Origin of the sequence: Bradyrhizobium sp. Arg816, from assembly GCF_029989365.1 — a bacterium.
In the GTDB taxonomy this organism is placed as follows: domain Bacteria; phylum Pseudomonadota; class Alphaproteobacteria; order Rhizobiales; family Xanthobacteraceae; genus Bradyrhizobium.
Genome location: NZ_JAPRAQ010000010.1, coordinates 177,466 through 201,275 on the forward strand (window position 1 = coordinate 177,466; position 23,810 = coordinate 201,275).

Consider the following 23,810-nt stretch of genomic DNA (forward strand, 5'->3'; position numbering starts at 1 on the left):
CGTCACCGGAGATACAATGTCCAAGTTGAGCTTTGCTGCTTTCGTCGTCGTTGTCGCGATCTCCGGAGCGGCTTCGGCACAATCGTCCGATCCGCGCGGCGCGTGCAAGGCGGACTATGACAAATTCTGCGCCGGCATCGCGCCCGGTGGCGGCAAGATCATCGCCTGCCTCAACGCCAAGCGCGATCAGCTTAGCGCGACGTGCAAGGCGGCGCTGGACAGTCGGAAGAAGTAAGCGGCGAGTTGCTCAGCTCGGCAACGGCGGCGGGCTCGCGGGCTGCTCGATCGGCGGGGGCGAGGGCGGCTGCTCGGCCGTCGGCGCGGGCTCCGGCTTGACCAGCGGCTCCACCTCATTGCCGCCCTTGTAGACGCGGGCGTAGCGGTGGCCGAGGCTGGTCAGCACCTCGTAGCCGATCGTGCCGAAATGATGCGCGAGCTCGTCGACGGTGATGCCCTCGCCGAGCAGCGTCACCATGTGGCCGCGCCGCGCCGCATTCGGGGCCAGGTCGGTGATGTCGATCGCGATCAGGTCCATCGACACGCGGCCCGCGACCGGGCAGCGCTTGCCGGCGACAACGACCTCGGCGCCGCGGGTGCCGTCATTGGAGCTGGCGGCGCGAAAATAGCCGTCGGCATAGCCGACCGCGATGATCGCGAGCTTTGTCGGCCGCCGCGCAGTCCAGGTGCCGCCATAACCGACGGTCTCGCCGCGCTCGACATTGCGGGTCTGCACGATGCGCGCCTTGAGGTCGACCACGGACTGCATCGGGTTGTCGGCCTCAGGCGTCGGGTTGACGCCGTAGAGCGCTGCGCCCGGCCGAACCAGGTCGAACTGGAAGGGCGCGCCGAGGAAGATTCCGGAGGAATTGGCGAGCGCAGCGGGCACGCCGGAAAATTCGCTGGCGATACCGCGGAAGGTCGCCAGCTGTTTTGCATTCACGGGACTGTTGAGCTGCTCGGCCGAGACCAGATGGCTCATCACCAGCGCGATGCCGTGATCGCCGGCGTTGATGCGGGGGATGATGGCCTGCGCCTCCGCAAGCGTCAGCCCGAGCCGGTTCATGCCGGTATCGATGTGGATCGCGGCGCCCCCGGTCCAGCCGGTGCGGCGGCAGAACACGTCCCATTCGGCGAGCTCGTTGAGATCGCCGATCACCGGACGGCAATTGATCCTGGCGTAGTGCTCGCCGGTGTTCTGGAAATAGCCGCCGAGCACGTAGATCGCGGCCTCCGGCACGGCTTCGCGCGCAGTGCGCGCTTCCTCGATGGTGGCGACGAAGAAGGTCTTGCAACCGGCCTTGCTAAGGGCCCGCGAGACCTGTGCGGCGCCGCAGCCATAGGCATCGGCCTTGATCACGGCCGAGCACTCGGCCGGCACCGCCGTCTTCTCGAGCTTGCGCCAGTTGGCGATGATGGCGTCGAGATCGACGGTGAGCACGCCGCCATAGGCTGCGAGCGCGGCAGCCTGATTGGCCTCCGCGGAGAGGAGGCCAGCTTGCGGGATCATTTTCGGGTCGGACGCCATTGTCATGGCGTCGTTTTACGCAAGAGGCTGGTCCGGTTCAAGGAATTCAGTAGTCGTTGCTGCTGCGAGCCGGCAGCTGACTGTCAGGCGCGAGGTCGCCGAACCGCGTGACCGAGGCTTCGAACGCCAAATCGACAGTGCCTGTCGGGCCGTGGCGCTGCTTGCCGATGATGACTTCGGCCTTGCCGTACGCAAGGTCCATGTCCAGGCGCCATTTCTCGTGCTCGGGCGTGCCGGGGCGCGGCTCCTTCATCGCGAGGTAATATTCCTCGCGGTAAACGAACAGCACGACGTCGGCGTCTTGCTCGATTGATCCGGATTCACGCAAGTCGGAGAGCTGCGGCCGCTTGTCCTCGCGGGATTCGACCTGGCGTGAGAGCTGGGACAGCGCGATGACCGGAACATTGAGCTCCTTGGCGAGCGCCTTCAGGCTGGTCGTGATCTCCGTGATTTCCTGCACGCGGCTGTCGCTGGCGCGCTTGCCTGAGCCGGAGAGCAGCTGGATGTAGTCGATCACGAGCAGATCGAGGCCCTTCTGGCGCTTCAGCCGGCGCGCGCGCGCCATCAGCTGTGCGATCGAAAGGCCGCCGGTCGCGTCGACATAGAACGGCAGCGACTGCAGCTCGATCGAGACCTCCCGGATCTTGTCGAAATCGGCTTCCGAGATGCCGCCGCGGCGGATGTGGGAGGAGGAAATGCCGGTGCGCTCGGCCACGATACGCGTGGCGAGCTGGTCGGCCGACATTTCGCAGGAGAAGAAGCCGATCACGCCGCCATTGGCGGCCTTCATGGTGCCGTCAGCCTGGACCTCGGCGACATAGGCCTTGGCGACGTTGTAGGCGATGTTGGTCGCCAGCGAGGTCTTGCCCATGCCGGGGCGTCCGGCCACGATGATCAGGTCGGAGTGCTGGAGGCCGCCCATCTTGGTGTCGAGGTCGCGCATGCCGGTCGAGATGCCGGACAGCTTTCCATCGCGCTGGAACGCTTTGGCCGCGAGATCGACCGCGACCGCCAACGCCTGCGAGAATTTCTGGAAGCCGCCGTCATAACGGCCGGATTCGGCGAGCTCGTACAGGCGGCGCTCGGCGTCCTCGATCTGCGCCCGCGGCGCGAAGTCAACCGGCGCGTCATAGGCGACATTGACCATGTCCTCGCCGATGCCGATCAGGTCGCGTCGCAGCGCAAGATCGTAGATGGTGCGGCCGTAGTCCTGGGCGTTGATGATGGTGGTCGCTTCCGCCGCGAGCCGCGCCAGATATTGCCCGATGGTCATGCCGCCGACATCGGTGTCGGCGGGGAGGAACGTCTTCAGCGTCACGGGCGTGGCGATCTTGCCCATCCGGATCAGGCTGCCGGCCGTCTCGTAGATGGTCTGATGCAGCGGCTCGAAATAATGCTTCGGCTCGAGGAAGTCGGAGACGCGGTAGAAGGCGTCGTTGTTGACCAGGATCGCGCCGAGAAGGCTCTGTTCCGCCTCGATATTATGCGGCGCGCTCCGATACGCGGGAGTTCCGGGTTCGGGCGCGAGTTTGAGGACGTTCGAATCAGTCAGGGCCATGGTCGAGGGTTAGCAATTTTCTGGGCGGATGCGGGGCCGGGATAAAGCGCCGCCTCGAGCCAAAGCGGAAGCAAAAGCTGGCCGCTATCAACCGCTCAGTTAAAATGGTGGATGATTAGCAGCCGCAGCACGCGCCGCGCTTGACGGTTTTTGCGGAACTCGCCCGTCCCGGAAGCGGCCGTGACCGTGCCACGGAAAAATCCGGGTGACATGAACCAAATGGATTGGCGCGCAGACGTATCGAGAAGCGCGCGAAATGACGCACGCCGGGAGCTTTGGGCTCGGATTCAGACCAGCAGGAGGTAGACCAGCGCAACCAGGGCCGCTCCGACGCCGGTGGCGATCAGGGCGTAATCGGTGCGGAGGTCGTCCTGCACGTCGAATGAGGTTTGGGTCCGCTTGCTCATGGCGACGGTCTAAGCCGACCCCGACAAGACTTATGTGAAACAGATCACATCTCCCCGGATTCTTTCGGGGTACGACCCGGAACAGGCAGGCGGTCGCGGGGTTATCTCCCGCCACCAGGGAACGAGGCGAGCGATGCGGCCAGAACGGCAGCACCAGAATTGGCGAAGCGAGGCGGGCAGCCGGCTTTGGCTGTCCGGGCTGGTCGCGGCCATGCAGCACGCCGAGCGGCCCGAAGTGCGGCGCGAGCCTGTCTCGCCCGAGACCCTCGCGAACCTGCGGGCGCAACTGGCGTTGACGGCCTCGTCCCGGTCCTCCCAGATATCGACCCTTCGTCACTAGGATTCATTCACCACCAGCGTCGGGCCCGGGTTCGGCGCCTCTTGCGCACGATGACGGGTGTCTGCGGCGTCGTGACTTTGCGACGATGTGCCGCTTCCGACAGGTGGCGCGTCGTCTCACGAGGCCACCGGCATTCGAACGAGCTGCAGCGCTATTGCGCTGTGATCCAGCCGATATTCCAAAAGCGTTAATCACATCCTTGCGTGTGGAGGCTGCTTCCATTCGCGGCTCAATCCGCTAAAAGGTGACCCGCCGCCGCGCCCTATGCCGGCTGCATTCGCGTAAATTCAATGGAGATGATGGGAATGTCGAGCCGAGCGCTCAGCCTCGCGACGGTATTGCTTCTGATCGGCTTCGGCGCGACCGATACCGTCCTTGCGCAGGCGACGAACCTCGAGGCCGGCAAGGCCCCATCCCAGCTTTTCGCGCAGACCTGCAGTGCCTGCCACAAGAGCCCGCGCGGCCTGCTGAAGACGGTGGCGCCGGGCTCGCTGCCGGGTTTCCTGCGTCAGCACTACACCACCAGCTCCGACATGGCCGGCGTGCTCGCGTCTTATCTCGTCTCCAACGGTGCCACCGACACCCGCTTCCAGGCCAAGGACGGCAAGGACAAAAAGGACGGCGCCAAGGAGAAGGAAGCCAATACCGCGCCGGACCATCAGGGGCGCCGGCAGCGCTCCCAGGACGCCGCCAAGCCGGACGGCGAGGCCGCCGCTCCCGCGCCCGAGGGCGCCCGTCAGAAGCGCGCGGCGCGGCAACCCGAGGAGGGATCGAAGGAAGGTGCGAGGCCCGAGGGCCAGGCAGCGCCCGAGGGACGCAAAGCCAAGCGTCGCGGCAAGCCCGGGACCGAGGAAGCACCGAAGGTCGACGCCGCCGCGCCGGCCACTGAAGATAAGAAGAGCGAGCCGAAGGCCGAGACCAAGCCCGACACGGCCAAGCCTGACACGGCCAAGGTCGAGCCCGGCCGTGACGAGGCGAAGCCCGAGACCAAGCCGGCAGAGAAGCCGGCTGAGGCCAGGCCTGATAGTGCCAAGGTCGAGCCGCGCGGCAGCGATACGCCGGCGCTGCGGCCCGATCCGGTGCCGCAGGTCACGCCGGCTGCGCCGTCTGCCGCCGCGAAGCCCGCCGAGTCCAAGCCGGTGGAGGAGGCTGCCCCCAAGCCTGCCGCGAACTCCGTGAGCTCCGAGCCGGCAACCAAGTCGCAGGAGCCTGCACCGCCCGCGACCGCTGCGGCCCCGCCCGCGGCGGGGGCCGCCGACTCGTCCGGTCCGCCCACACCGCCGATTTCGCGTTAAGCGAGCCAGATTTTCCGTCGATCGCGAAGGCCGCACGCATCGCGGCCTTCGCATCGTCTTGACCGCAATTAGAGTGTTACTCTAGAGTAATGCTCCAGGAGGCGTCGATGACGACGAGCGTGCGTGACGACCTGTTGGCGGCCGGGCTTTTCGTGTTCGACCGCGTCGGCTTCGAAGCTGCGACGGTGGCAGCGATCCGGGCCCGGGCACGCGCCTCCAACGGCAGCTTCTTTCATGTCTTCGGATCGAAGAAGGAACTGGCGGGTGCGCTGTTCCTTGAGGTGCTCAGGCACTATCACGCCGCAGTGCTGGCCGCGCTCGATCCGATGCCCAGTGCCGGGCAGGGCATCGATCGGCTGATCCGGGCCCATCTCGACTGGGTGGTGTCGAGCCGGCGCGAGGCCCGCTATCTCTTCGAGATCTCGCGCAGCGAATGGGGCGAGGACGTCCGCGACGCCCAGCGCGCGCAGAATGCGCGCCTTGCCGAAGGCATCGAGCGCTGGCGCGCACCGTTGGTTGCCGGCGGCGAGCTTTTGCCGATGACGCCGGTGATGTTCGTCAGCCAGCTCATCGGCCCTGCCCAGATCTTCTGCCGCGCCTTTCTCTCGGGACGTGACCGCGCCGATCCGCGCAGCGAAGCCGACACGCTTGTCGCCTGTGCCAACCGTGCGCTGCGGCCACCCGATCGCATCCACAAGCAATAAGGAGAAGCCGCATGCGAGCCGAAGCAGATCCCGAATTCGCAGCCGTAGCCGAGCGCATCCACGCCAATGTCGGCCGGCAGGGTTTTATGAGCCTGGTGGGCGCCGAGCTCTCGGAATTGTCGCGCGGCACCTGCACGATTGCGGTCGCGCGCCGGCCCGAGCTGCTCCAGCAGCACGGCTTCTTCCATGGCGGCGTCACCGCCTTCCTGGTCGACAACGCCACGACCATCGCAGCGGCGACCTCGCGCGGTCAGCCGGCGTTGACGGCGGAATACAAGCTCAATCTGTTGTCGCCGGCGGTCGGCGAGAAGCTGATCTGCCGGGCCAGGGTGATCAAGCCGGGCCGCCAGGTTTCGGTGGTCGCAGCCGACGTTTTCTGCGTCAGCGACGGCGTCGAGAAGCACACGGCAACTGCGCTCGCCTCGATCGCGATGCTGAGCGAGGACGTCGGCGCCAAAACGAAAAGCCCGGCCGCCTGAGGCGGCCGGGCGTCGCAACCTGCGCGAACGCGGGTCTTACTTCTCGGTCTCTTCCGCAGCCGGCGCCGGTTCGTCGTCCTGCTGGGCTTCCGGATCGAAGAACTCGCCGGCGGCGGCGATCGCTTCGGCGGCCGCATCGCGGTCCTCGTTGCGGGTCGAGATGTCCTCGCCGCGGTTGATGCGCTCGGCTTCGTCCTGGCTGCGCGCAACCGTGACGCTGACCTCGACCTCGACCTCGGGGTGAACCGCGACCGTGATGGTGTGCTTGCCGATGGTCTTGATCGGCGCGTCGAGCTGCACCTGCGGGCGGTCCAGCGAAACACCGTCAGCTTCGAACGCCACGACGACGTCACGCACGGTGACCGAGCCGAACAACTGGCCGGCTTCCGAGGCCTGACGGATCACGATGATGTTCTTGCCCTCGATCTTCTCGGCGATCTTGGACGCCTCGCCCTTCGATGCAAGGTTGCGGGCCTCGAGGTCGGCCTTCATGCCGTCGTACTTGGCGCGGTTGTCGGCGGTGGCGCGCAGCGCCTTGCCGCGCTTGAGCAGGAAATTGCGGGCATAGCCGTCGCGAACCTTCACGACTTCGCCCATCTGGCCGAGCTTGCTCACGCGTTCCAGCAAAATGACTTCCATATTCTTTCTCCTTCGAAGTGTTGAGTGAGTTGGGTTTTGGGGTTGAACTCAAGAGGTCGGCAGCGGCGGTGGCTGGCGGCTGCGCAGGAAGCGCTCGCGGAAGCCGAACACGGCGTCCGCGAGGCCGAGGATCACCATCGCGATGACGGGCCAGCCGAACACCACGACGACGGCATAGGTCGAGCCGAGCCAGAAGGTGCGGCTTTTCAGCGCCAGCGTCAGCGTATGCAGTACGGCAAAACCGGTCAGCGCATAGCCCATCATCAGGGCCGCCGTCGTGATCTGCGCGACCATCGCGAGCAACCCGCTGGTGAAGCAGAACGCGAGCGCGATGCAGAGCGCCACCAGCGTCATCGGTGGCAGCTCGGCCGTCATCATGTCCGGCCACGGACGCAGCAGGCGGCCCGATGTCGCCGTTATCCTGGCGCTGAGCCAGAGATTGAGGGTGAGCGTCATCATCGCGACGACGGTGGCGGCAGCCGGAGCGATGAGCACCAGTGCGTCGACGAACTGACCGGCTTCGCCTGATGTCTGCGGGTCGGCGGTGCGGAGCAGGCGCATCAAGCCGCGCCGCAGCGTGCCGGTGATGGTCTCGGCATCAGTGCCGAGCGTGAGCAGGGCGGCGATCGTGGTCAGCGCGGCGAAGCCCGCGATCCACAGCAGGATGCGGCCGACCGGATACCATTCGAGCTCGGGCTCGGCCGGCGGCTCGGTGGCGGCTTCCGGCGCGACGGGAGAAACCCGCCGGCTGAGCAGGACGAGATGGCCGAGCCACCACGCGGGCAGCGCGACGGTGACGGCAAAGGCGATGCAGTAGGGCAGGCCGAACAGGGCCCCGAGGCCGATCGCGGCTGCGATGCCGCCGAGGCTCGCGCAAAGCGGTCCCCAGCCGATCGAGGCGACCATCAGCGGCAGCGGTGCGAGATAGAACAGGACGAGCGAGATCAGCGCGCCCGACACGATCGAGGCGAACATCAGGGCCGACGCAGCGCCGGCGACCAGGGCTATCAGTCCAAGAGTCATCATCAGCTGTCCCGCTCCCTTCGAGCGGTTAGAGGCATCTCGCCCCAACCATCGGCGACCGGACGACCCGGAAGCCTTATGAAACCAAAAAAGCGCGGCCGGCGGCGATGTCGCCGCCGGCCGAATTCGTCTTAGCGAATGACGTAGGGCAGCAGGCCCAGGAAGCGCGCGCGCTTGATGGCGCGGGCGAGCTCACGCTGCTTCTTGGCCGACACCGCGGTGATGCGGCTCGGCACGATCTTGCCGCGCTCGGAGACGTAGCGCATCAAGAGCTTGGAGTCCTTGTAGTCGATCTTCGGAGCATTTGCGCCCGTGAACGGGCAGCTCTTGCGACGACGGAAAAACGGACGGCGTGCACCAGCTTCAGCCATTGATCTTACTCCGCATCCGGCGTTGTCGTTTCAGCTTCGTCGCGCGGACGGCGCGGACCGCGGTCACCGCGGAAGCCACCACCGTCGCGATCGCCGCCACGGAAACCACCCTCGCGGTCGCCACGGAAACCACCGCCTTCGCGATCGCCACGGAAGCCGCCGCCACGGTCGTCACGCTCGCGGTCACGGTCGGCCTTGCGCATCATCGCCGACGGGCCTTCCTCGAGCTCCTCGACGCGGACGCTGAGATAGCGGATCACGTCTTCGCTGATGCGCTCCTGGCGCTCGATCTCGGCGATCGCCGCGGACGGCGCGTCGATGTTGAGCAGCACGAAGTGCGCCTTGCGGTTCTTGTTCATGCGGTAGGTGAGGGAGCGAACGCCCCAATTCTCGGTCTTGGTGACCTTGCCGCCGAGACCTTCGACGATGCCGGTCATCTGCGCAGTCAGCTCTTCGACCTGCTGCGTGCTCGCGTCCTGGCGCGCGAGAAAAACATGCTCATAGAGAGCCATAATGGTCCTTTCCTCATGTTGGCGCATCGCCCGGCGTCAAGCCCTTAAGAGGCCTTCGGAAAGGACTCTGGGATTAAGCTCAGAAGGCGGAAACACGGGACGACGGGCCGACTGGCCCTGCCACACCAAAATCACGAATGATTTGCTGAGACCGTCCGTTCAGCTCCCGGCCGGGGTCTGCGGATGGCGCGCTTATACGGATTTTGGCCGGCTTTGCAAGGTTGGAGGGCCGTGTTTTCGGCTCCGGATGGTTCCGGTGCGGGCAGCGGGACCGGGTCTGCCCGGACCATACCAGCTTGATTTATTTGTTTGTATAGCATACAAAGAAATCGACGCGGAGGACCCCAATGGCGGAAAAGTCGGTCCATGAGCCGTTCGAGGCGGCTGGCGACCCCAAGCATGCGGCACGGGCCACACGTTCGGCCGGCCGCAAGATGAGGTCGCTGCTGCTGGATGCGGCCAGCCCGCTGTTCAGGGAGCGGGGACTGTCCGGCACCGCAATCACCGACATCGCCGCCGCCGCGGACGCGTTCCCGAGCCAGATCACCTATTACTTCCGCACCAAGGAGGCGCTGTTCGTCGAATGCGCCTGCCGCGAGCTGCTGTATCTGGCGCGGGCGACGGAGCAGGCGGCGCTGAAAGCGCGCACGCCGCGGGACTACACCCGTGCGCTGGCCGAGACCGTGACGGCGAGCGATTCGGTCGCCTTCTTCGCCGAGGCGCTGACGCTGACCCGGCGGCGCCAGGATCTAGCGCCGCTGGTCGAGCGCACCATCGAGCGCCTGCACGGTGAAGGCGCACGCGCCTATGCGAGCCAGGTCGCACGGCACGGCTGGCGCTCCCTGCGTGCGCCCGACGAAAGCTCGCGGCGGTTCTGGGCCGTCGCCATCGGCGTCATTCTCGAGGGGTACGCCATGGGCCGGTCGCCGGATGAATTATGCGCCGAGATGCTGCGTGTGCTCGGCGAGCAGGCGAAATCAGCCAGCGACACGGCGCGGCTCCGTCTGGTCGACGAGCGCGACGCATCTGGCAGTTCGAATGAGGAGGGTTAGGCCATGACCGCACTTCGCATGCGTGCCCGCGATTTCCTGACCGACGACCAACTCGCCGACGTACGACAGCGCGTGACCTGGAAAGGCGTCGCGCTGATCGTCCACGCCTGGGCGCTCATTGTCGCGGCGATCGCTTTGGTGGCGTGGTGGCCCAACCCGATCACCTACCTTCTCGCCGTTGCCATCATCGGTTCGCGCCAGCTCGGGCTCGCGATCCTGATGCATGACGGCGCGCATGGCTGCCTGTCCGCCGACGAGAAGACCAATCTGGCCCTGAGCCAATGGTTCTGCGCCTATCCTCTCTTCGCGGAGACGCGCAGCTATCGGCGCTACCACCTTCAGCATCACGCGCGCACCCAGCAGGAAGACGATCCCGATCTCGTGCTGTCGGCGCCGTTTCCGATCACCAAGCTGAGCTATCGCCGCAAGTTCATTCGCGACATCACCGGGCAGACCGGCTACCAGCAGCGCAAGGCGCAACTGCTCAATGCGCTCGGGCCGAAGGACTGGACGTTGCGGCAGCGCGCTGCGCATTTCTGGGAGAAACTCGGCCCGCAATGCCTCGCCAATGCCGCGATGTTCGCAGCGCTCGCGGCAGCCGGCGTGTGGTGGGCCTATCCGCTGCTATGGCTGGTGCCGCTGTTGACCTGGATGATGGTCATCACCCGGATCCGCAACATCGCCGAACACGCCGTCGTGCCCGACAGCAGCGATCCCTTGCGCAACACCCGCACCACGCATGCGAATTTTTTCGAGCGGCTGTTCATCGCGCCGTACTACGTGAACTATCACCTCGAGCATCATCTCTTATTCTATGTGCCCTGCTACAATCTGCCGAAGGTGCATCGGTTGCTGAGTGCGAGCCGGCACGCCGGCCGCATGGAGGTGCAGCCGGGCTACACCGCGGTGCTGCGGCTGGCGACCGCGAAACCGGACTGGGATGACCGGCCGGGGCAGCTCGTGAACAGCGCGCGCCGCGCGCAGGCAGGGGCCGCGGTCGACGCCAATCAGACCAATGGTGGATTCTAGAGCCAGCGTTCCCCGTTAAATCCCGGGCGAAGTTCCTATCTTGGCTTGACATTCCAGCCCCGGACAGTGTCTACGGCCCCCTTTGGAGCATGATCCGGAACCATGGCCTAAGGCCGTGCGTCATCGGCTGCCGGTTCTCGCAGGGATCACGCCCGACAAGCAGGGAGCGCCGATGACGGCAGCATTCACATTTCCGGGGCAGGGGTCCCAGGCGGTTGGCATGGGCAAGGCCCTGGCCGACGCCTTTCCGGTGGCGCGCGCCGTATTCGACGAGGTCGATGCCGCGCTTGGGGAGAAGCTGACGGCGATCATCTGGGATGGTCCGGCAGAAACGCTCCAGCTGACACAGAACGCCCAGCCGGCGCTGATGGCGGTATCTGTCGCCACCCTGCGCGTGCTGGAGGCCGAAGCCGGGTTTTCCGTGGGACGGGACGCGGCCTTCGTCGCCGGCCATTCGCTCGGTGAATATTCGGCGCTGGCTGCGGCCGGCAGCCTGACGATCTCGGATACTGCGCGGTTGCTTCGCACCCGCGGTCTCGCAATGCAAAAAGCCGTGCCGGTCGGCGCCGGCGCGATGGCCGCTCTCCTTGGTCTCGACTACGAGGCCGCCATGGAGGTCGCAGGCGAGGCGGCACAGGGCCAGGTCTGCCAGGCCGCCAACGACAATGGCGGCGGGCAAGTGGTCGTCTCCGGCGACAAGGCTGCGGTCGATCGCGCCGTCGAGATCGCCAAGACCAAGGGCGCCAAGCGCGCAATGCTGCTGCCGGTGTCCGCACCGTTCCATTGCAAGCTGATGCAGCCCGCCGCCGACGCCATGGCGGAGGCGCTGGCGAAGGTCACGATCAAGGCGCCGGCGGCGCCGCTGGTGTCGAACGTGCTGGCGAGCGCCATCAGCGATCCCGACGAGATCCGTCGCCGCCTGGTCGAGCAAGTCACCGGCACGGTGCGCTGGCGCGAGTCGGTTGCCTATATGGCAGGGCAGGGTGTCAACCGCTTCTTCGAGATCGGCGCTGGCAAGGTGCTGTCTGGTCTCGTCAAGCGCATTGCGGACGGCGCTGTCGGCGTGTCGGTCAGCGGGCCGAACGACGTTGCCGCTGCCAAGGATGCATTGGCCGCTGCGAAGCAGGCCTGAAGGAGTTTTTTCAATGTTCGACCTGACTGGCAAAAAGGCGCTCGTCACCGGCGCGACCGGCGGCATCGGCGGCGCGATCGCGCAGGCGCTGCACGCGCAGGGTGCTACCGTTGCGATTTCCGGAACGCGCAAGGAAGTGCTGGATGAGCTTGCCGGCAAGCTCGGCGAGCGTACCCACGTGCTGCCATGCAATCTCTCCAAGGCCGACGAGGTCGAGGCGCTGGTGCCCGCCGCGGAAGCCGCGATGGGGCAGGTCGACATTCTCGTCGCCAATGCCGGCATCACCCGGGACAATCTCTTCGTCCAGCTCCGTGACGAGGACTGGGAGGAGGTCATCAACATCAATCTGACCTCGACCTTCCGCCTGGCGCGCGCCGCGACCAAGCTGATGATGCGCAAGCGCTTCGGCCGTATCATTGCCATCACGTCGATCGTCGGCGTCACCGGCAATCCCGGGCAGGGCAACTACACGGCATCGAAGGCCGGCCTGATCGGCATGATCAAGACGCTCGGTGCCGAATACGCCAAGCGCGGCGTGACCGCGAACTGCATCGCGCCGGGCTTCATCAAGACGCCGATGACCGATGCGCTCAACGACAAGCAGCGCGAGACGATTCTGGCCAAGGTTCCGGCCGCCCGCCTGGGGACGCCGGAGGACATCGCAGCCGCCGCCGTCTACCTGAGTTCGAACGAAGCGGCCTACGTCACGGGACAAACCATCCACGTCAACGGCGGCATGGCCATGATCTGACGTCTCCTTCCGCACTGCCCACAAGGACGGTGCGGAATGCGGCAAACGGCCGTTTCCGGTGCGAAATGAGGCTTGTAGTCAAGGCAGTTGAAGTATGATAACCGGACGCTCAACGGATGGGCAAAGAACGCCATTGCAGGTTTTTGAAACCCTGTATATTGGCGATGCGGAGCCTTGGCCGTCTCGCCGGGCCTGCATCGGTTAAGATGGGGCCAATCAAAGTTCGTAAGCGAAGGCAGTCAACGACCACGACGGCTCGTATCGTCCCGGGGGGTCGGGTCTACAGGGAACAACACGAGGTTATGCAATGAGTGACATTGGCGAGCGGGTTAAGAAGATCGTGGTCGAACACCTTGGTGTTGAACCCGAGAAGGTTGTCGACGCTGCGAGCTTCATCGACGACCTCGGCGCCGACAGTCTGGACACCGTCGAACTGGTGATGGCGTTCGAAGAAGAATTCGGTTGCGAGATTCCGGACGACGCCGCGGAGACGATTCTCACCGTCGGCGACGCCACGAAGTTTCTCGAGAAGAACGCGAAGAGCTAAGGCTCTTCATTTTCGCGGGGACAACATTGAAACCGGACGGGCCGCTGACCAGCGGTCAGCCGGTTTCTTGTTATTGGCCGTGAATCTTTCGATGCGGAGTTTTCGGACATGAGGCGGGTTGTCGTCACTGGTCTCGGCATGGTGTCGCCGCTCGGCTGCGGCGTCGAACCGACCTGGAAACGCATCCTCAACGGCGAAAGCGGCGCACGCAGGATCGAGAGCTTCGATGTCTCCGATCTCCAGACCAAATACGCCTGCACCGTCGTGCGCGGCGACGGTACGAACGATACGTTCAATCCCGATACCTGGATGGAGCCGAAGGACCAGCGCAAGGTCGACGACTTCATCATCTTCGGCATGGCCGCAGCCGGCCAGGCGCTCGATGATGCCAACTGGCATCCCGAGACCGAAGAGGACAAGTGTGCGACCGGCACCATGATCGGTTCCGGCATCGGCGGCCTTACCGGCATTGCCGAAACCGCGATCCTCCTGAAGGAGCGCGGACCGCGCCGGGTGTCGCCGTTCTTCATTCCGGGCCGCCTCATCAATCTTGCCTCCGGCTACGTCTCGATCGCGCACGGCCTGAAGGGGCCGAACCATTCGGTGGTCACGGCCTGCTCGACCGGCGCACATGCGGTGGGCGACGCCGCCCGCCTGATTGCGCTGGGCGATGCCGACGTCATGGTTGCCGGTGGCGCCGAGTCGCCGATCAGCCGTATCGGCATTGCCGGCTTCAACGCCGCGCGCGCGCTCTCGACCGGCTTCAACGAAACGCCCGAGAAGGCATCGCGTCCCTACGACAAGGATCGCGACGGCTTCGTGATGGGCGAGGGTGCCGGCGTCCTCGTCCTGGAAGAACTCGAGCACGCTCAGCGCCGCGGCGCCAGGATCTACGCCGAGGTGATCGGCTACGGTCTTTCGGGCGATGCCTATCACATCACCTCGCCGTCGCCGGATGGCGATGGCGGCTTCCGCAGCATGTCGGCAGCGCTCAAGCGCGCCGGACTCACGGCATCCGATCTCGACTACATCAACGCCCACGGCACCTCGACGCCGCTCGGCGACGAGATCGAGCTCGGTGCGGTCGAGCGGCTGCTCGGCAACGCCGCTTCCAAGGTCGCGATGTCCTCGACCAAATCCTCGACCGGCCATCTCCTCGGTGCCGCCGGCGCGATCGAGGCGATCTTCGCCATTCTCGCGATTCGCGATAATGTCGTGCCGCCGACCATCAATCTGGACAATCCGTCGGTCGAGACTGCGATCGATCTCGTGCCGCACATTGCGAAGAAGCGCGAGGTCAACGTCGCGTTGTCGAATTCTTTCGGTTTTGGCGGTACCAACGCGTCGGTGATCTTCCGCCGCCTGGTGCATTAGTTTACGTTTGAAACGAATCCACCGTTTTGCCGTATTCGGCGATAGTCATACCCCGTGGGCGCGTGCATTGGCTCGGCAAGCGATTGCCTGGCCGCGATTGAACCGGCAGGATTCAGGTTGCTTCGATGAGTGAAAGGCCGCCCATTTCGCCCCGGAGTCCGCGGGCAGCGCTGGAGCCCGAGCAGGTCCCGCCGCCGCCGAGGCGATCGGACCGGGCGCGCAATCCCTTCGTGATCGTCGGCAACGCCATCATCACCCTTCTGCTGATCGCCATGCTGGGCGCCGGCGGCGTCTACTATTACGGCCGGCAGGTGCTCGAGGCGGCGGGGCCGCTGAAGGAAGACAAGATCGTCAACATCCCGCAGCGGGCCGGCAAGCGCGACATCGCCGAGACGCTGAACCGGGAAGGCGTGACCGACGTCAATCCCTGGGTGTTCATCGCCAGCGTCGCCGCGCTGAAGGCGAGCTCGGACCTGAAGCCGGGTGAATATTCGTTCCAGAAGAACGCCTCCTTGCGCGACGTCATCGCCACCATCGTCGAGGGCAAGGTGGTGCAGCATTCCGTCACGATCCCGGAAGGCCTGACCTCTGAGCAGATCGTGGCGCGGCTGTCCGACAACGACATCTTCACCGGCAGCGTCCGTGAGCTGCCGCGCGAAGGCACGCTGCTGCCGGAGACCTACAAGTTCCCGCGCGGGACCCCGCGTGATCAGGTGATCCAGCGCATGCAGCAGGCGCACAAGCGCGTGCTGGCCGAGATCTGGGAGCGCCGCAGCCAGGACACTCCTGTGAAATCTCCGGAGCAACTGGTGACGCTGGCCTCGATCGTCGAGAAGGAGACCGGCAAGCCGGACGAGCGCAGCCGTGTCGCTGCCGTCTTCGCCAACCGGCTCAAGCAGAAAATCAAGCTGCAGTCCGATCCGACCATCATCTACGGCCTTGTCGGCGGCAAGGGTACGCTCGGCCGTCCGATCAAGCGCAGCGAGATCACGCAGCCTTCGCCCTACAACACCTATGTGATCGAGGGACTGCCGCCCGGCCCGATCTCCAACCCCGGCCGCGCCTCGCTGGAAGCCACCGCCAACCCGGCCCGCACCCGCGACCTCTATTTCGTCGCCGACGGCACCGGCGGGCATGCCTTCACTGAGACCTACGACGCGCACCAGAAGAACGTCGCGAAACTCCGCGCGATGGAGAAGCAGATCCAGAACGACACGGTCGAGCCGGCCGAGGATGCGCAGCCGCCGGCGGCCGCCGCGCCCGGCGCGGCCGCGGATCCGCCGACCGCGACCACGCCGGCGCGGCCCAATCAGCAGAAAAAGCCGCCAGCCGCTCGCCCCGCTGGTCCCGCGCCCGCCCGTCAGGGGGCCGTGCAGCCGTCGCCGCCGGTGGTCCAGCGCTAGGTTCGCGCAGACCTGCCTGCGGGACTTTGTGGATTCCACTTTCCTGCAAAATAGTCTTAAGATTCGCGTGGCCTGATGGGCCTCGCGAATCCTGTGTGTCCGGAGAAATTGACCTGATGGCGCTGTCGTCCATGACCGGCTTTGCCCGAAGCCACGGCGCTAGCGGGCCGTATACGTTCGAATGGGAATTGAAGTCGGTCAACGCCAAGGGCTTTGACCTCCGGGTGCGGTTGCCGCAGGGGTTCGACGAGCTCGAGGCCCACGCCAAGAAACGCGCCGGTGAGCTTCTGTCGCGCGGCACGGTCTACGCCAATCTCAACGTCAAGCGCGCCAACGCCGCAGCCTCGGTCCGCGTCAACGAGGACGTGCTCAATGCCGTCCTGAAGGCGGCTACGATGATCGCCGGCAAGGTCGATGCGGTCGCGCCGAGCGTCGACGGCCTGCTCGCCATCAAGGGCGTCGTCGAGGTCGCCGAGCCCGAGGGTGACGAGGAGGAGGACAAGGCCGCGCGTGCCGCCGCCGCGGAGGCCTTCGACAAGGCGCTCGCCGATCTCGTCGAGATGCGCAAGCGCGAGGGCACGTCGCTCGGGCAGATCCTGACCCAGCGGGTCGACGAGGTCGAGTTGCTGGCGAGGAAGGCGGAAGCCGCGCCGGGCCGCAAGCCCGAGGCAATCAAGGCGAGGCTCGCCGAGCAGATCGCAACCCTGCTCGACACCTCCGACCGTTTCGATTCCGACCGCCTGATGCAGGAGGCGATCCTGATCGCCACCAGAGCCGACATCCGCGAGGAGCTCGACCGCATCGCCTCCCACATCGCGCAGGCGCGCGAGCTGATCGGCAAGGGCGGCCCGATCGGCCGCAAGCTCGACTTCCTGGCGCAGGAGTTTCACCGCGAGGTCAACACCTGCTGCTCGAAGTCGAACGACATCGAGCTGACCAATACGGGCCTGGCCATGAAGAATGTGGTCGAGCAATTCCGCGAGCAGGTCCAGAATCTGGAGTGATCGATGACGACGGGCGGTCACGGAACTGACGGTGTCGAGCGGCGTGGATTGATGTTCGTGCTGTCCTCGCCGTCGGGTGCGGGCAAGACGACGCTGTCGCGTCTGCTGATCGAGCGCATGACCGGCCTGCGGATGTCGGTCTCCGCGACCACGCGGGCGATGCGGCCCGGCGAGGTCGACGGCCGCGACTATCTGTTCGTCGACAAGGCCAGGTTCGACGCGATGGTGAAGGGCGACGAGCTGCTGGAATGGGCGACCGTGTTCGACAACAGCTACGGCACGCCGCGTGCGCCGGTCGAAGCGGCGCTGTCGGCCGGGCAGGACGTGCTGTTCGACATCGACTGGCAGGGCACCCAGCAACTCCGCGAGAAGGCACGCGCGGACGTCGTCAGCGTGTTCATTTTACCGCCCTCGGCCGCCGATCTCGAGAAGCGGCTGCATTCGCGCGCGCAGGATTCCGACGAGGTGATCCGCAAGCGCATGAGCCGCGCCAGCCACGAGATGAGCCACTGGGCCGAGTACGACTACATCGTCATCAACCACGCGGTCGACGAGGCGTTTGCCGAGGTGCAGTCGATACTGAAGGCCGAGCGCCTCAAGCGCGAGCGGCGGACTGGCCTCGTTGGTTTCGTACGAGGTTTGCAAGGCCAGCTTCAAGGTTAGGCTTCGAGAGGCGCGGTCCTTCCTGCGCCAGCCGTTCCAGCATCGCCGTGATCACGTCGACGTCGACGGCGTCCTCGATCTGCAGATCGTCGGCGCGATCGGCCGGCACTTTGTCATTGATGTCGTTGGCCGTGAGCCGGGGGCCCGATGCCTCGATCTCGAACTCTCCTTTGAACATGTCGGCCTCGTCGAGCTCTGCGACCTCGTGGCGGGCTTGGGGCGCTCGCTGATCGACGACATCGATCAAGCGATCGATCGCCTGGAGCTGCGCGGCCTTGATCTGCGCAGCCTTGGGCTGCGCGGCTTCGCGCTGGGCAGCTTGGGGACGCGCGGCCGCCTGGGGACGGACGGCATCGAAATCCACCGGGCGCGGTTGCTGCGCGCGCGACGCGGCAGTCGGCATCGCCTCGAGCCAGGGCGCGCGGCCGTCGTCGTGCGGCTCCCGATTGTCCCAGTTGACGCGGCGATGGTCAGCGGCCTGGACGCGGATGCGTCGTCTGCCCGCGAAGCGATAGACGATGCTGGCGAGGAGGCCGGCGAGCGCCAGCGCGCCGCCGATCACGAGCAGTAGCGTCTGGAGCGAGCCGGTCGCTTTATCGGTGGTTGCATCTGCCGCGGCAAGCGCGACCGGGGCGGGGGATTTTGACGGCTTTGCGCTCGGCGGTGCGGGCGAGGCGACAGGAGCGGGCGCAGCTTGCGGCGCGGGCGACGTGGCCGCGGCGGAGGCATCGGGCCAGCGCGTGGCGACCGCGGGCTGCTGCGCGTTGCTGTCGGCGGAGGGAGTGGCAGCTTGTTGCATCGGCGCTGGTTTCGCTGGCGCGGGCGCATTCGGCGTCGCCGGCGCGGCATTGCTCTGCGGCGTCAGATATTCGGCGCGTGCGTCCTGCACCGGGTGCTGCTGCGGCGGAGCTGAATCTGCCGTCGGTGCATCGGGCGCAGCCTGCGCGGTCTGCACGGCCTTGGCGCTGTCCTTGACGCTATCCTTGCCGCCTTCGGCGCGCAGATACCAGCATTGCCGCTTGGTCCCGCGCTCCAGGCGATAGTACCAATGCTGCCCCTGCGGCGCGACGCCCTTTGGCGAGGCGAGGCAGTCGCCGGCGGCATTTGCCGTGCTCGTTGCCTCCGGCGCATTCTGCGACACGGCGGCCAGTGGCGCGCCGGCGATGATGCTGCCGACAAGCGCAGATATGAACTTCGCGGTGCGGTTGCCCATCCTGGTCTCCCGATTACGCATAACGCAACTCTTTACCTTCCCTTTGTCATCAAAGACTTGGGTGGCAATGAGCCGCAAATCCGGAGAGGATGTGGCTTGAATCGGGCCCGCGCGGCGTTCGTTCCGCCGCGAATTCAGGCGTTTTCGAGGGCTATTGCTTCGCCGAACTCCAGGTTCCGCCGCAGCCGTCGGAGCGGCGCCACGTTCCGGAACCACTGCGGCCCGAGAGCCGGCCCGTGCTGGTAAAGGTCACGCCCTGGCCCTGGCCGAACGTGCTGACCGAGCCCCCCTGGCTGACGGTTCCGCGAACGCCTTCGCCGATGATCTTGCCCGAGCTCACGACGACTGCGCCGCTCGTGCTGCCGCCGCAACCAACGCTGACGACCGCCCAGGCGCCGTCGAAACCGCCGCCGCCACCTCCACCGCCACCTCCGCTTCGCCGAGGCGACGAGCGTTCCTCGGTCGCCGGCTTGCTCCGGCGTGAGGGCGCGGCCGGCTCGGCCGAGCGGCCTGAAGAAGGATCCTGGCGCGAGCCGGACAGCGATTTCTCGTCATTGCCGATCGAGCCGCCGGCGCTGCCGGATTGCGCGAGGGCGGACGACGAGGCGAGGGCGAGGTTGAGGAGGGACGCAAGGGTGATCGTGCGGACGACGGCATTGGGCATGAGGAAACTATCCGAAATGAAAAAGGTATCAGCGGCCGGAGCCGTCGGCGCAGACGGATCCGATAATGCGGCAAGCTTTGCCAGCCTTGCCGCATTCGTCAAGCGCGGCATCCCTGGCGTGCTGGATGCTGTCGCGCTGGACCAGCGACCAGGATTTGTCGGAAATCGCGAACGCGCCGCAGCGGTTGCCATAGAAGGAGAGCTCGATCGGACATTTGGCGCCGGCGCAATTGCCGCGCGCATCCGCCACCGCGGCGCGCCGCGAGGCGTGGTTCCACGATATGCCCCATTTACTGCTGTCGGGCCCGTACACGATCGAGCCCCACGGCTTCAGATCCTCCATCTTGCGCATCCGCAGCAGCAGGCCTTCGGTTGCTTCGCCCGTCGGCGCCATCGAGATCCGCTGCTGGAGCTTCGTGATCGCGCGGGTCAGTCCATCGGGCGTGTCAGGATCGAAATTGAGCTCGTAAAGCCGCTCGCTCAATTCGCTCAGCAGCGCGGCATCGCGCAGCGGCACGCGATCGGGATCGGCGCGTAGCCGATCCGCCGGCAGCGGATCGGGCTGCATCGCCGCGACCTGCGGCGGCGGGCTTTGCGTCGGCGGCACGAAATAGAAGGTGCCGTCGATCGGCGAGGACGACACCCAGGGCTGCTGCGCGCCTGATGTGGCGCGCTTCACGGCGAGGCCGACCTGGTTGAAGGTCTGGAACACGTCGAGGCCCGCGGTCCTAACCGTCGCCGCCAGCGCCTTGGTGTAGGGGCTGTGGCCGTCGCTGCCATCCTGCGCGACGTTGCCGGGCTGCGTAGCGTAGGAGATCAGCGTGCCCTCCGGCGCGCGCATCTGCGCAAGGCCGCCGTCGGAGGATCGCAGGCCGCGTGAGCCAAACGGGTTGTTGCGGCAGGCGTCGAGGATCACGAGGTTGAGGCGCGTGCCCGATCCCTGCATCTGCCGCAGCACGAGGTTGACGTCGGTCATCTGGAAGTCGACATCGGCCTCGCGCGTCGGATTGGCGCCGACGGGCACGAGATAGTTGGAGCCGGCGACCTGCACGCCGTGGCCGGCATAATAGAACAACGCGACGTCGGCGCCCTGGACCTGCCGGCCAAAGCTCTGCACCGCGATGTCCATCGCGGCCTTGTCGAGATCGAGCTGGGCGCGCCCGCCGACCAGCGTGAAGCCGAGCGCGCCAAGCGTCTCCGCCATCAGGCTCGCGTCCTTGGACGGATTGTCGAGCGGCGTGATGTTCTTGTACGCGGAGTTGCCGACAACGAGCGCAATGCGCTTCTCGGCCGAGGCCGGCGCAGCCGCGACAAGCAGGGCCGCGGCCAGCGCCGCCAGCCCCACGACGCGATTGAAAATCCTCGCGCGCATGAAAACCCCCAAAGCGAAAACTCTTCAAGGCAATGACGCCAATCTACCAGCCCGGCGCCCCGGCGAAAAGCGGTGCGACATTCTGTGCAGGGCAGTCGCCTAGGACTGTTAAAGGCCGTCATGGCCGGGACAAGAGCGGCGTTGACCAAGTGATGGGTTTCGAAAGGGCTCTACCACCCTGCGGACCACGCGCGCATGCTGGAATGACGAGGGATGGATCGGTGTTTTGACACGCGCAGGTGTGACGGGGGCGAGGGCGCGAACGCCTACTTCCACGACCGCGTCAGCATCAGCGCCAGACACCCCAGCGCAGTGCTGATGAGGCCCACCATCGCGTAGGACTGCGCGAACACGCCGGTCTGGATGAAGACCTGGCAGGCGATGGCGATGCAGATTGCGGCCAGCAGTAGGCAGGCGCAGCCGACGATGGTCGACAAATAGCGTATCGCGGTTGCGACGGGCCTTGCTGGTGATGCGGGATCGTTCATGCACGGTTACAACGGCGCGGCCCGCGGCGGGTTCCTCCGCCGCGGCGTGTGCGCAAGACCATCAGGCGCGGGCGCAGCAATCGACGAGTGCGCGCCAGATGCGCTTGACTTCGATGGCCCGCTGCAGCTCAAGGACGTGGTTCTCGTTTGCAGGAGAGGAGATGTCCTTCAGGCGTGATTGACGTGGTGCGATCCAGCGCTCGGATATCGGATCGTACCATTTGCCGAGATTGACCAAGTTCGTGTCTCCTCTCTTCGATCCCCCTGGTTTTGACTATCCCATGCGCCTGTTCGTGGTGTTCTGGGTGATGTTGCCGTGCTCGGCCTGCTCGCGAATGTTCTGCTTCTCGTCGTCGCGATGGCCCTTCGTGGTGTCGAGCGGAACTGACGGCGCGCTGCCGGGACCCTTGTGGCTCTGGTTCTCCTCGGGAACAGGCTTGACCGTTTTCGTCAGCGGCTTCGTCATGGGCTTTGACTCCGTCGTTGCCTCACGAGATGCCAACGCACGGGACATTCGCGACGTTCCAACTGGTGGTCTGATGTGATCGGTGCGGCGGCGACGGGAAGGGCTGTCAGCGAAACCGACGTGTCACCATTGCAAGCACGAAAACAGGCTCGCTTCCGTCAAACACGCTGAGCGTCCAGCTGTCGCCGGGGCGCAGCGCATGCTCGACGTCGCGGGAGAGACGGACCGCTTCGCGCCAGGCGGCATCGTCGTCGAGGAGCGTTTCACCGGTCGTGTCGGTATGAGGTTGCTGGCCCTCGAAATGAAAGAAGTACCGCGGCATGTCGGGCAATGCGGATCACGCGAATATGTTCCGGCTGCGCGGATCGTTCTAGCCCGCCGCGCGTCCCAGCACTTCGCGAAAGTGCTTCTTCACCGCGCCGTTGCAGGTGCAGGCGCTCGTCTCGAGCGCCGGCGCATCGAGAATCAGGATGGCACCGCGGCGGGTCGCGAGGATGCGCCTGGCCTTGAACGTCTGGATGACGCGGCTGGCATAGCTGCGGGAGACGCCGAGCATGCCGGCGAGCTGCTCATGGGTGAGGCGGATTTCGTCGCTGCCGATATGCTCCCGGGCCGCGATGATCCATTTCGCCGCGCGTTGCTCGATCGAATGCGCCGCGTTGCAGGCCGCGGTCTGGAGCAGCTGTGCGAACTGGCAGGCTGCGTAGCGCGAAAAACTCTCGTGCAGGCTGGGCGATCGCTGCTGCGCCTGCTCGAGCGCGCGCAGCGGCAGGCGAACCAGCGTGCCGCCGACCTTCACGACGACGCGGGAAAAGGCCAGCGACGGACTGCGGCCTGCGGAAAGGCCGACCCCGCCCTCGCTGCCCACCAGGAGACTTTCGACCTCGCGGTCATCCTCAACCGGCACCGCGAACGATACGAACGCAGGGCCGCAGGGGAAGTGGACGACGGAGATGCCGTCACCAGCGTGATGCAGAACGTGGTTCGCGGCGACCTCGACCGATTGCAGATGCGGAGCGAGCAGCTCGAAATCCTGGGCGCTGAGCGTTCGCAGCAGATCGTTCCTGGGCCGGCCGGTCACGCTTCTTGTCTCTGGCTCTTCGTTGGGCTGGGAATCGGCGTCTCTGGGAAAAACCCTACGTTTCCGCGCAGGAACCGACAGTTCCAAAGTGAACACAAGTGTTTGCGGGAAACCGAAAAGTTCGCAGCAGCGAGGCGTCGCGCCGTCCAGCGTTGCCCGCAGGACACGCTGCGAACTTTGTTCTCATCCGGAGAACTACGGAATTTCCAAATGAGCCAGCGCGTGTGAGGTGCCGCAGGCCCTTATCGGAGACGGATCTGGCGTTCGGCCGGGCGGCTTTGGGCCACCTGCTTGCGGTAAGCATCGATCGCCTTGTTGGCGAGCACCAACTGCCGGCGCTCACCTTTCCTGACCTGCGCTTCGATGGCATCCAGGATGGTGTTCGCGGTCTCGTCCGGAGGTCCGAGCTCGCCGCTCTGCTCCAGGAAGCTCCAGGCGATGAAGAATGCGCTTTCGACGGTGCAACGAATGGACATGCGCTGCCAACGCGGTGTGGCCGCAGCCGTTCCGCGCGCAGCGACGTGCTTCCAGTGAGCGGGCAGGGTTCGCGCTATTTCAGCGAGGTGCTGATCGAGCCGAATTTCAACTTCAACGACGAGCCGAGATTGTTGATCACGGCGATGATCGCGAGCGCGATGCCGGCTGCGATCAGGCCGTACTCGATCGCAGTAGCGCCGGTTTCATCGGCCAGGAAGGCGGATGGTCTGCATGGCCCCAC

General features: G+C 65.8%; 29 protein-coding genes. 13 read left to right on the plus strand and 16 right to left on the minus strand.

Annotated features, from left to right (window positions below):
- Positions 1-16: 16 nt before the first annotated feature.
- Positions 17-235, plus strand: a complete 219-nt coding sequence (locus tag OWC48_RS24835) for a cysteine rich repeat-containing protein (RefSeq protein ID WP_014495816.1) — start codon at positions 17-19, stop codon at positions 233-235.
- Between the two features lie 12 nt (positions 236-247).
- On the opposite strand, the gene alr is transcribed toward OWC48_RS24835, so the two are convergent.
- Both alr and OWC48_RS24845 read right to left on the minus strand, forming a co-directional pair.
- Positions 248-1,525, minus strand: a complete 1,278-nt coding sequence (alr, locus tag OWC48_RS24840; RefSeq protein WP_282522421.1) for an alanine racemase — start codon at positions 1,523-1,525, stop codon at positions 248-250.
- 46 nt (positions 1,526-1,571) lie between these two features.
- Positions 1,572-3,083, minus strand: coding sequence for a replicative DNA helicase (locus OWC48_RS24845; protein WP_282522310.1), 1,512 nt, complete (start codon positions 3,081-3,083; stop codon positions 1,572-1,574).
- A gap of 1,052 nt (positions 3,084-4,135) precedes the next feature.
- Between OWC48_RS24845 and OWC48_RS24850 the strand changes: the two genes are divergently transcribed.
- The 3 genes from OWC48_RS24850 to OWC48_RS24860 all read left to right on the plus strand — a co-directional run bounded on the left by OWC48_RS24850 (position 4,136) and on the right by OWC48_RS24860 (position 6,308).
- Positions 4,136-5,125: a hypothetical protein gene (locus tag OWC48_RS24850; RefSeq protein WP_282522311.1), complete on the plus strand. Its 990-nt coding sequence runs from the start codon at positions 4,136-4,138 to the stop codon at positions 5,123-5,125.
- A 107-nt stretch (positions 5,126-5,232) separates the two neighbouring features.
- Complete coding sequence (locus OWC48_RS24855) at positions 5,233-5,829, plus strand: TetR/AcrR family transcriptional regulator (protein WP_028157568.1); 597 nt, start codon at positions 5,233-5,235, stop codon at positions 5,827-5,829.
- Between the two features lie 11 nt (positions 5,830-5,840).
- Positions 5,841-6,308 carry a PaaI family thioesterase gene (locus OWC48_RS24860; protein ID WP_282522312.1) on the plus strand — a complete coding sequence of 156 codons (468 nt, stop codon included), beginning with the start codon at positions 5,841-5,843 and terminating at the stop codon, positions 6,306-6,308.
- 36 nt (positions 6,309-6,344) lie between these two features.
- On the opposite strand, the gene rplI is transcribed toward OWC48_RS24860, so the two are convergent.
- The 4 genes from rplI to rpsF form a co-directional block, all read right to left on the minus strand.
- Positions 6,345-6,947, minus strand: coding sequence for a 50S ribosomal protein L9 (gene rplI, locus OWC48_RS24865; RefSeq protein WP_282522313.1), 603 nt, complete (start codon positions 6,945-6,947; stop codon positions 6,345-6,347).
- Positions 6,948-6,995: 48 nt separating this feature from the next.
- Positions 6,996-7,973 (minus strand): hypothetical protein, encoded by a 978-nt coding sequence (locus OWC48_RS24870; RefSeq protein ID WP_282522314.1) that lies wholly within the window; start codon positions 7,971-7,973, stop codon positions 6,996-6,998.
- Positions 7,974-8,101: 128 nt separating this feature from the next.
- Positions 8,102-8,341: a 30S ribosomal protein S18 gene (rpsR, locus tag OWC48_RS24875; RefSeq protein WP_007592020.1), complete on the minus strand. Its 240-nt coding sequence runs from the start codon at positions 8,339-8,341 to the stop codon at positions 8,102-8,104.
- A gap of 5 nt (positions 8,342-8,346) precedes the next feature.
- On the minus strand, positions 8,347-8,853 hold the full coding sequence (gene rpsF, locus OWC48_RS24880; protein ID WP_014495806.1) for a 30S ribosomal protein S6: 507 nt from the start codon (positions 8,851-8,853) through the stop codon (positions 8,347-8,349).
- 347 nt (positions 8,854-9,200) lie between these two features.
- Here rpsF and OWC48_RS24885 point away from each other — a divergent pair, with 347 nt between their 5' ends.
- The 9 genes from OWC48_RS24885 to gmk all read left to right on the plus strand — a co-directional run bounded on the left by OWC48_RS24885 (position 9,201) and on the right by gmk (position 17,808).
- Positions 9,201-9,905: a TetR/AcrR family transcriptional regulator C-terminal domain-containing protein gene (locus tag OWC48_RS24885; protein WP_282522315.1), complete on the plus strand. Its 705-nt coding sequence runs from the start codon at positions 9,201-9,203 to the stop codon at positions 9,903-9,905.
- A 3-nt stretch (positions 9,906-9,908) separates the two neighbouring features.
- Complete coding sequence (locus OWC48_RS24890; RefSeq protein WP_282522316.1) at positions 9,909-10,934, plus strand: fatty acid desaturase family protein; 1,026 nt, start codon at positions 9,909-9,911, stop codon at positions 10,932-10,934.
- A 172-nt stretch (positions 10,935-11,106) separates the two neighbouring features.
- Entirely contained in the window at positions 11,107-12,066 is a 960-nt protein-coding gene (gene fabD, locus OWC48_RS24895) for an ACP S-malonyltransferase (RefSeq protein WP_282522317.1), read from the plus strand.
- Between the two features lie 13 nt (positions 12,067-12,079).
- Entirely contained in the window at positions 12,080-12,817 is a 738-nt protein-coding gene (gene fabG / locus OWC48_RS24900) for a 3-oxoacyl-[acyl-carrier-protein] reductase (RefSeq protein ID WP_028147729.1), read from the plus strand.
- Positions 12,818-13,124: 307 nt separating this feature from the next.
- A complete protein-coding gene (locus OWC48_RS24905) occupies positions 13,125-13,364 on the plus strand; it encodes an acyl carrier protein (RefSeq protein WP_008130699.1) in 240 nt (79 codons plus the stop codon).
- A 108-nt stretch (positions 13,365-13,472) separates the two neighbouring features.
- Positions 13,473-14,738: a beta-ketoacyl-ACP synthase II gene (fabF, locus tag OWC48_RS24910; RefSeq protein WP_282522318.1), complete on the plus strand. Its 1,266-nt coding sequence runs from the start codon at positions 13,473-13,475 to the stop codon at positions 14,736-14,738.
- Between the two features lie 125 nt (positions 14,739-14,863).
- Positions 14,864-16,141, plus strand: coding sequence for an endolytic transglycosylase MltG (gene mltG, locus OWC48_RS24915; RefSeq protein ID WP_282522319.1), 1,278 nt, complete (start codon positions 14,864-14,866; stop codon positions 16,139-16,141).
- Positions 16,142-16,257: 116 nt separating this feature from the next.
- The gene (locus OWC48_RS24920; RefSeq protein WP_282522422.1) at positions 16,258-17,145 is read left to right on the plus strand and encodes a YicC/YloC family endoribonuclease; all 888 of its coding nucleotides are present in this window, start codon (positions 16,258-16,260) and stop codon (positions 17,143-17,145) included.
- A 3-nt stretch (positions 17,146-17,148) separates the two neighbouring features.
- A complete protein-coding gene (gene gmk, locus OWC48_RS24925) occupies positions 17,149-17,808 on the plus strand; it encodes a guanylate kinase (protein ID WP_028147733.1) in 660 nt (219 codons plus the stop codon).
- Here the strand turns inward: gmk and OWC48_RS24930 are convergent.
- From OWC48_RS24930 to OWC48_RS24975, 10 genes are all read right to left on the minus strand, one after another.
- Positions 17,741-19,021 carry a hypothetical protein gene (locus OWC48_RS24930; RefSeq protein WP_282522320.1) on the minus strand — a complete coding sequence of 427 codons (1,281 nt, stop codon included), beginning with the start codon at positions 19,019-19,021 and terminating at the stop codon, positions 17,741-17,743. The two genes, gmk and OWC48_RS24930, sit on opposite strands and share 68 nt — an antisense overlap.
- 151 nt (positions 19,022-19,172) lie before the next feature.
- A complete protein-coding gene (locus tag OWC48_RS24935) occupies positions 19,173-19,685 on the minus strand; it encodes a hypothetical protein (protein ID WP_282522321.1) in 513 nt (170 codons plus the stop codon).
- A gap of 28 nt (positions 19,686-19,713) precedes the next feature.
- Entirely contained in the window at positions 19,714-21,057 is a 1,344-nt protein-coding gene (locus OWC48_RS24940) for a caspase family protein (protein WP_282522322.1), read from the minus strand.
- Between the two features lie 266 nt (positions 21,058-21,323).
- On the minus strand, positions 21,324-21,545 hold the full coding sequence (locus OWC48_RS24945) for a hypothetical protein (RefSeq protein WP_282522323.1): 222 nt from the start codon (positions 21,543-21,545) through the stop codon (positions 21,324-21,326).
- Positions 21,546-21,606: 61 nt separating this feature from the next.
- Positions 21,607-21,783 (minus strand): hypothetical protein, encoded by a 177-nt coding sequence (locus tag OWC48_RS24950; RefSeq protein WP_282522324.1) that lies wholly within the window; start codon positions 21,781-21,783, stop codon positions 21,607-21,609.
- A 36-nt stretch (positions 21,784-21,819) separates the two neighbouring features.
- Positions 21,820-22,011, minus strand: coding sequence for a hypothetical protein (locus tag OWC48_RS24955; protein WP_282522325.1), 192 nt, complete (start codon positions 22,009-22,011; stop codon positions 21,820-21,822).
- 106 nt (positions 22,012-22,117) lie between these two features.
- Positions 22,118-22,333, minus strand: a complete 216-nt coding sequence (locus OWC48_RS24960) for a DUF6894 family protein (RefSeq protein WP_282522423.1) — start codon at positions 22,331-22,333, stop codon at positions 22,118-22,120.
- Between the two features lie 48 nt (positions 22,334-22,381).
- Complete coding sequence (locus OWC48_RS24965; protein ID WP_282522326.1) at positions 22,382-23,092, minus strand: Crp/Fnr family transcriptional regulator; 711 nt, start codon at positions 23,090-23,092, stop codon at positions 22,382-22,384.
- Positions 23,093-23,334: 242 nt separating this feature from the next.
- Positions 23,335-23,568, minus strand: a complete 234-nt coding sequence (locus tag OWC48_RS24970; protein ID WP_282522327.1) for a hypothetical protein — start codon at positions 23,566-23,568, stop codon at positions 23,335-23,337.
- A 74-nt stretch (positions 23,569-23,642) separates the two neighbouring features.
- Complete coding sequence (locus OWC48_RS24975) at positions 23,643-23,810, minus strand: Flp family type IVb pilin (RefSeq protein WP_282522328.1); 168 nt, start codon at positions 23,808-23,810, stop codon at positions 23,643-23,645.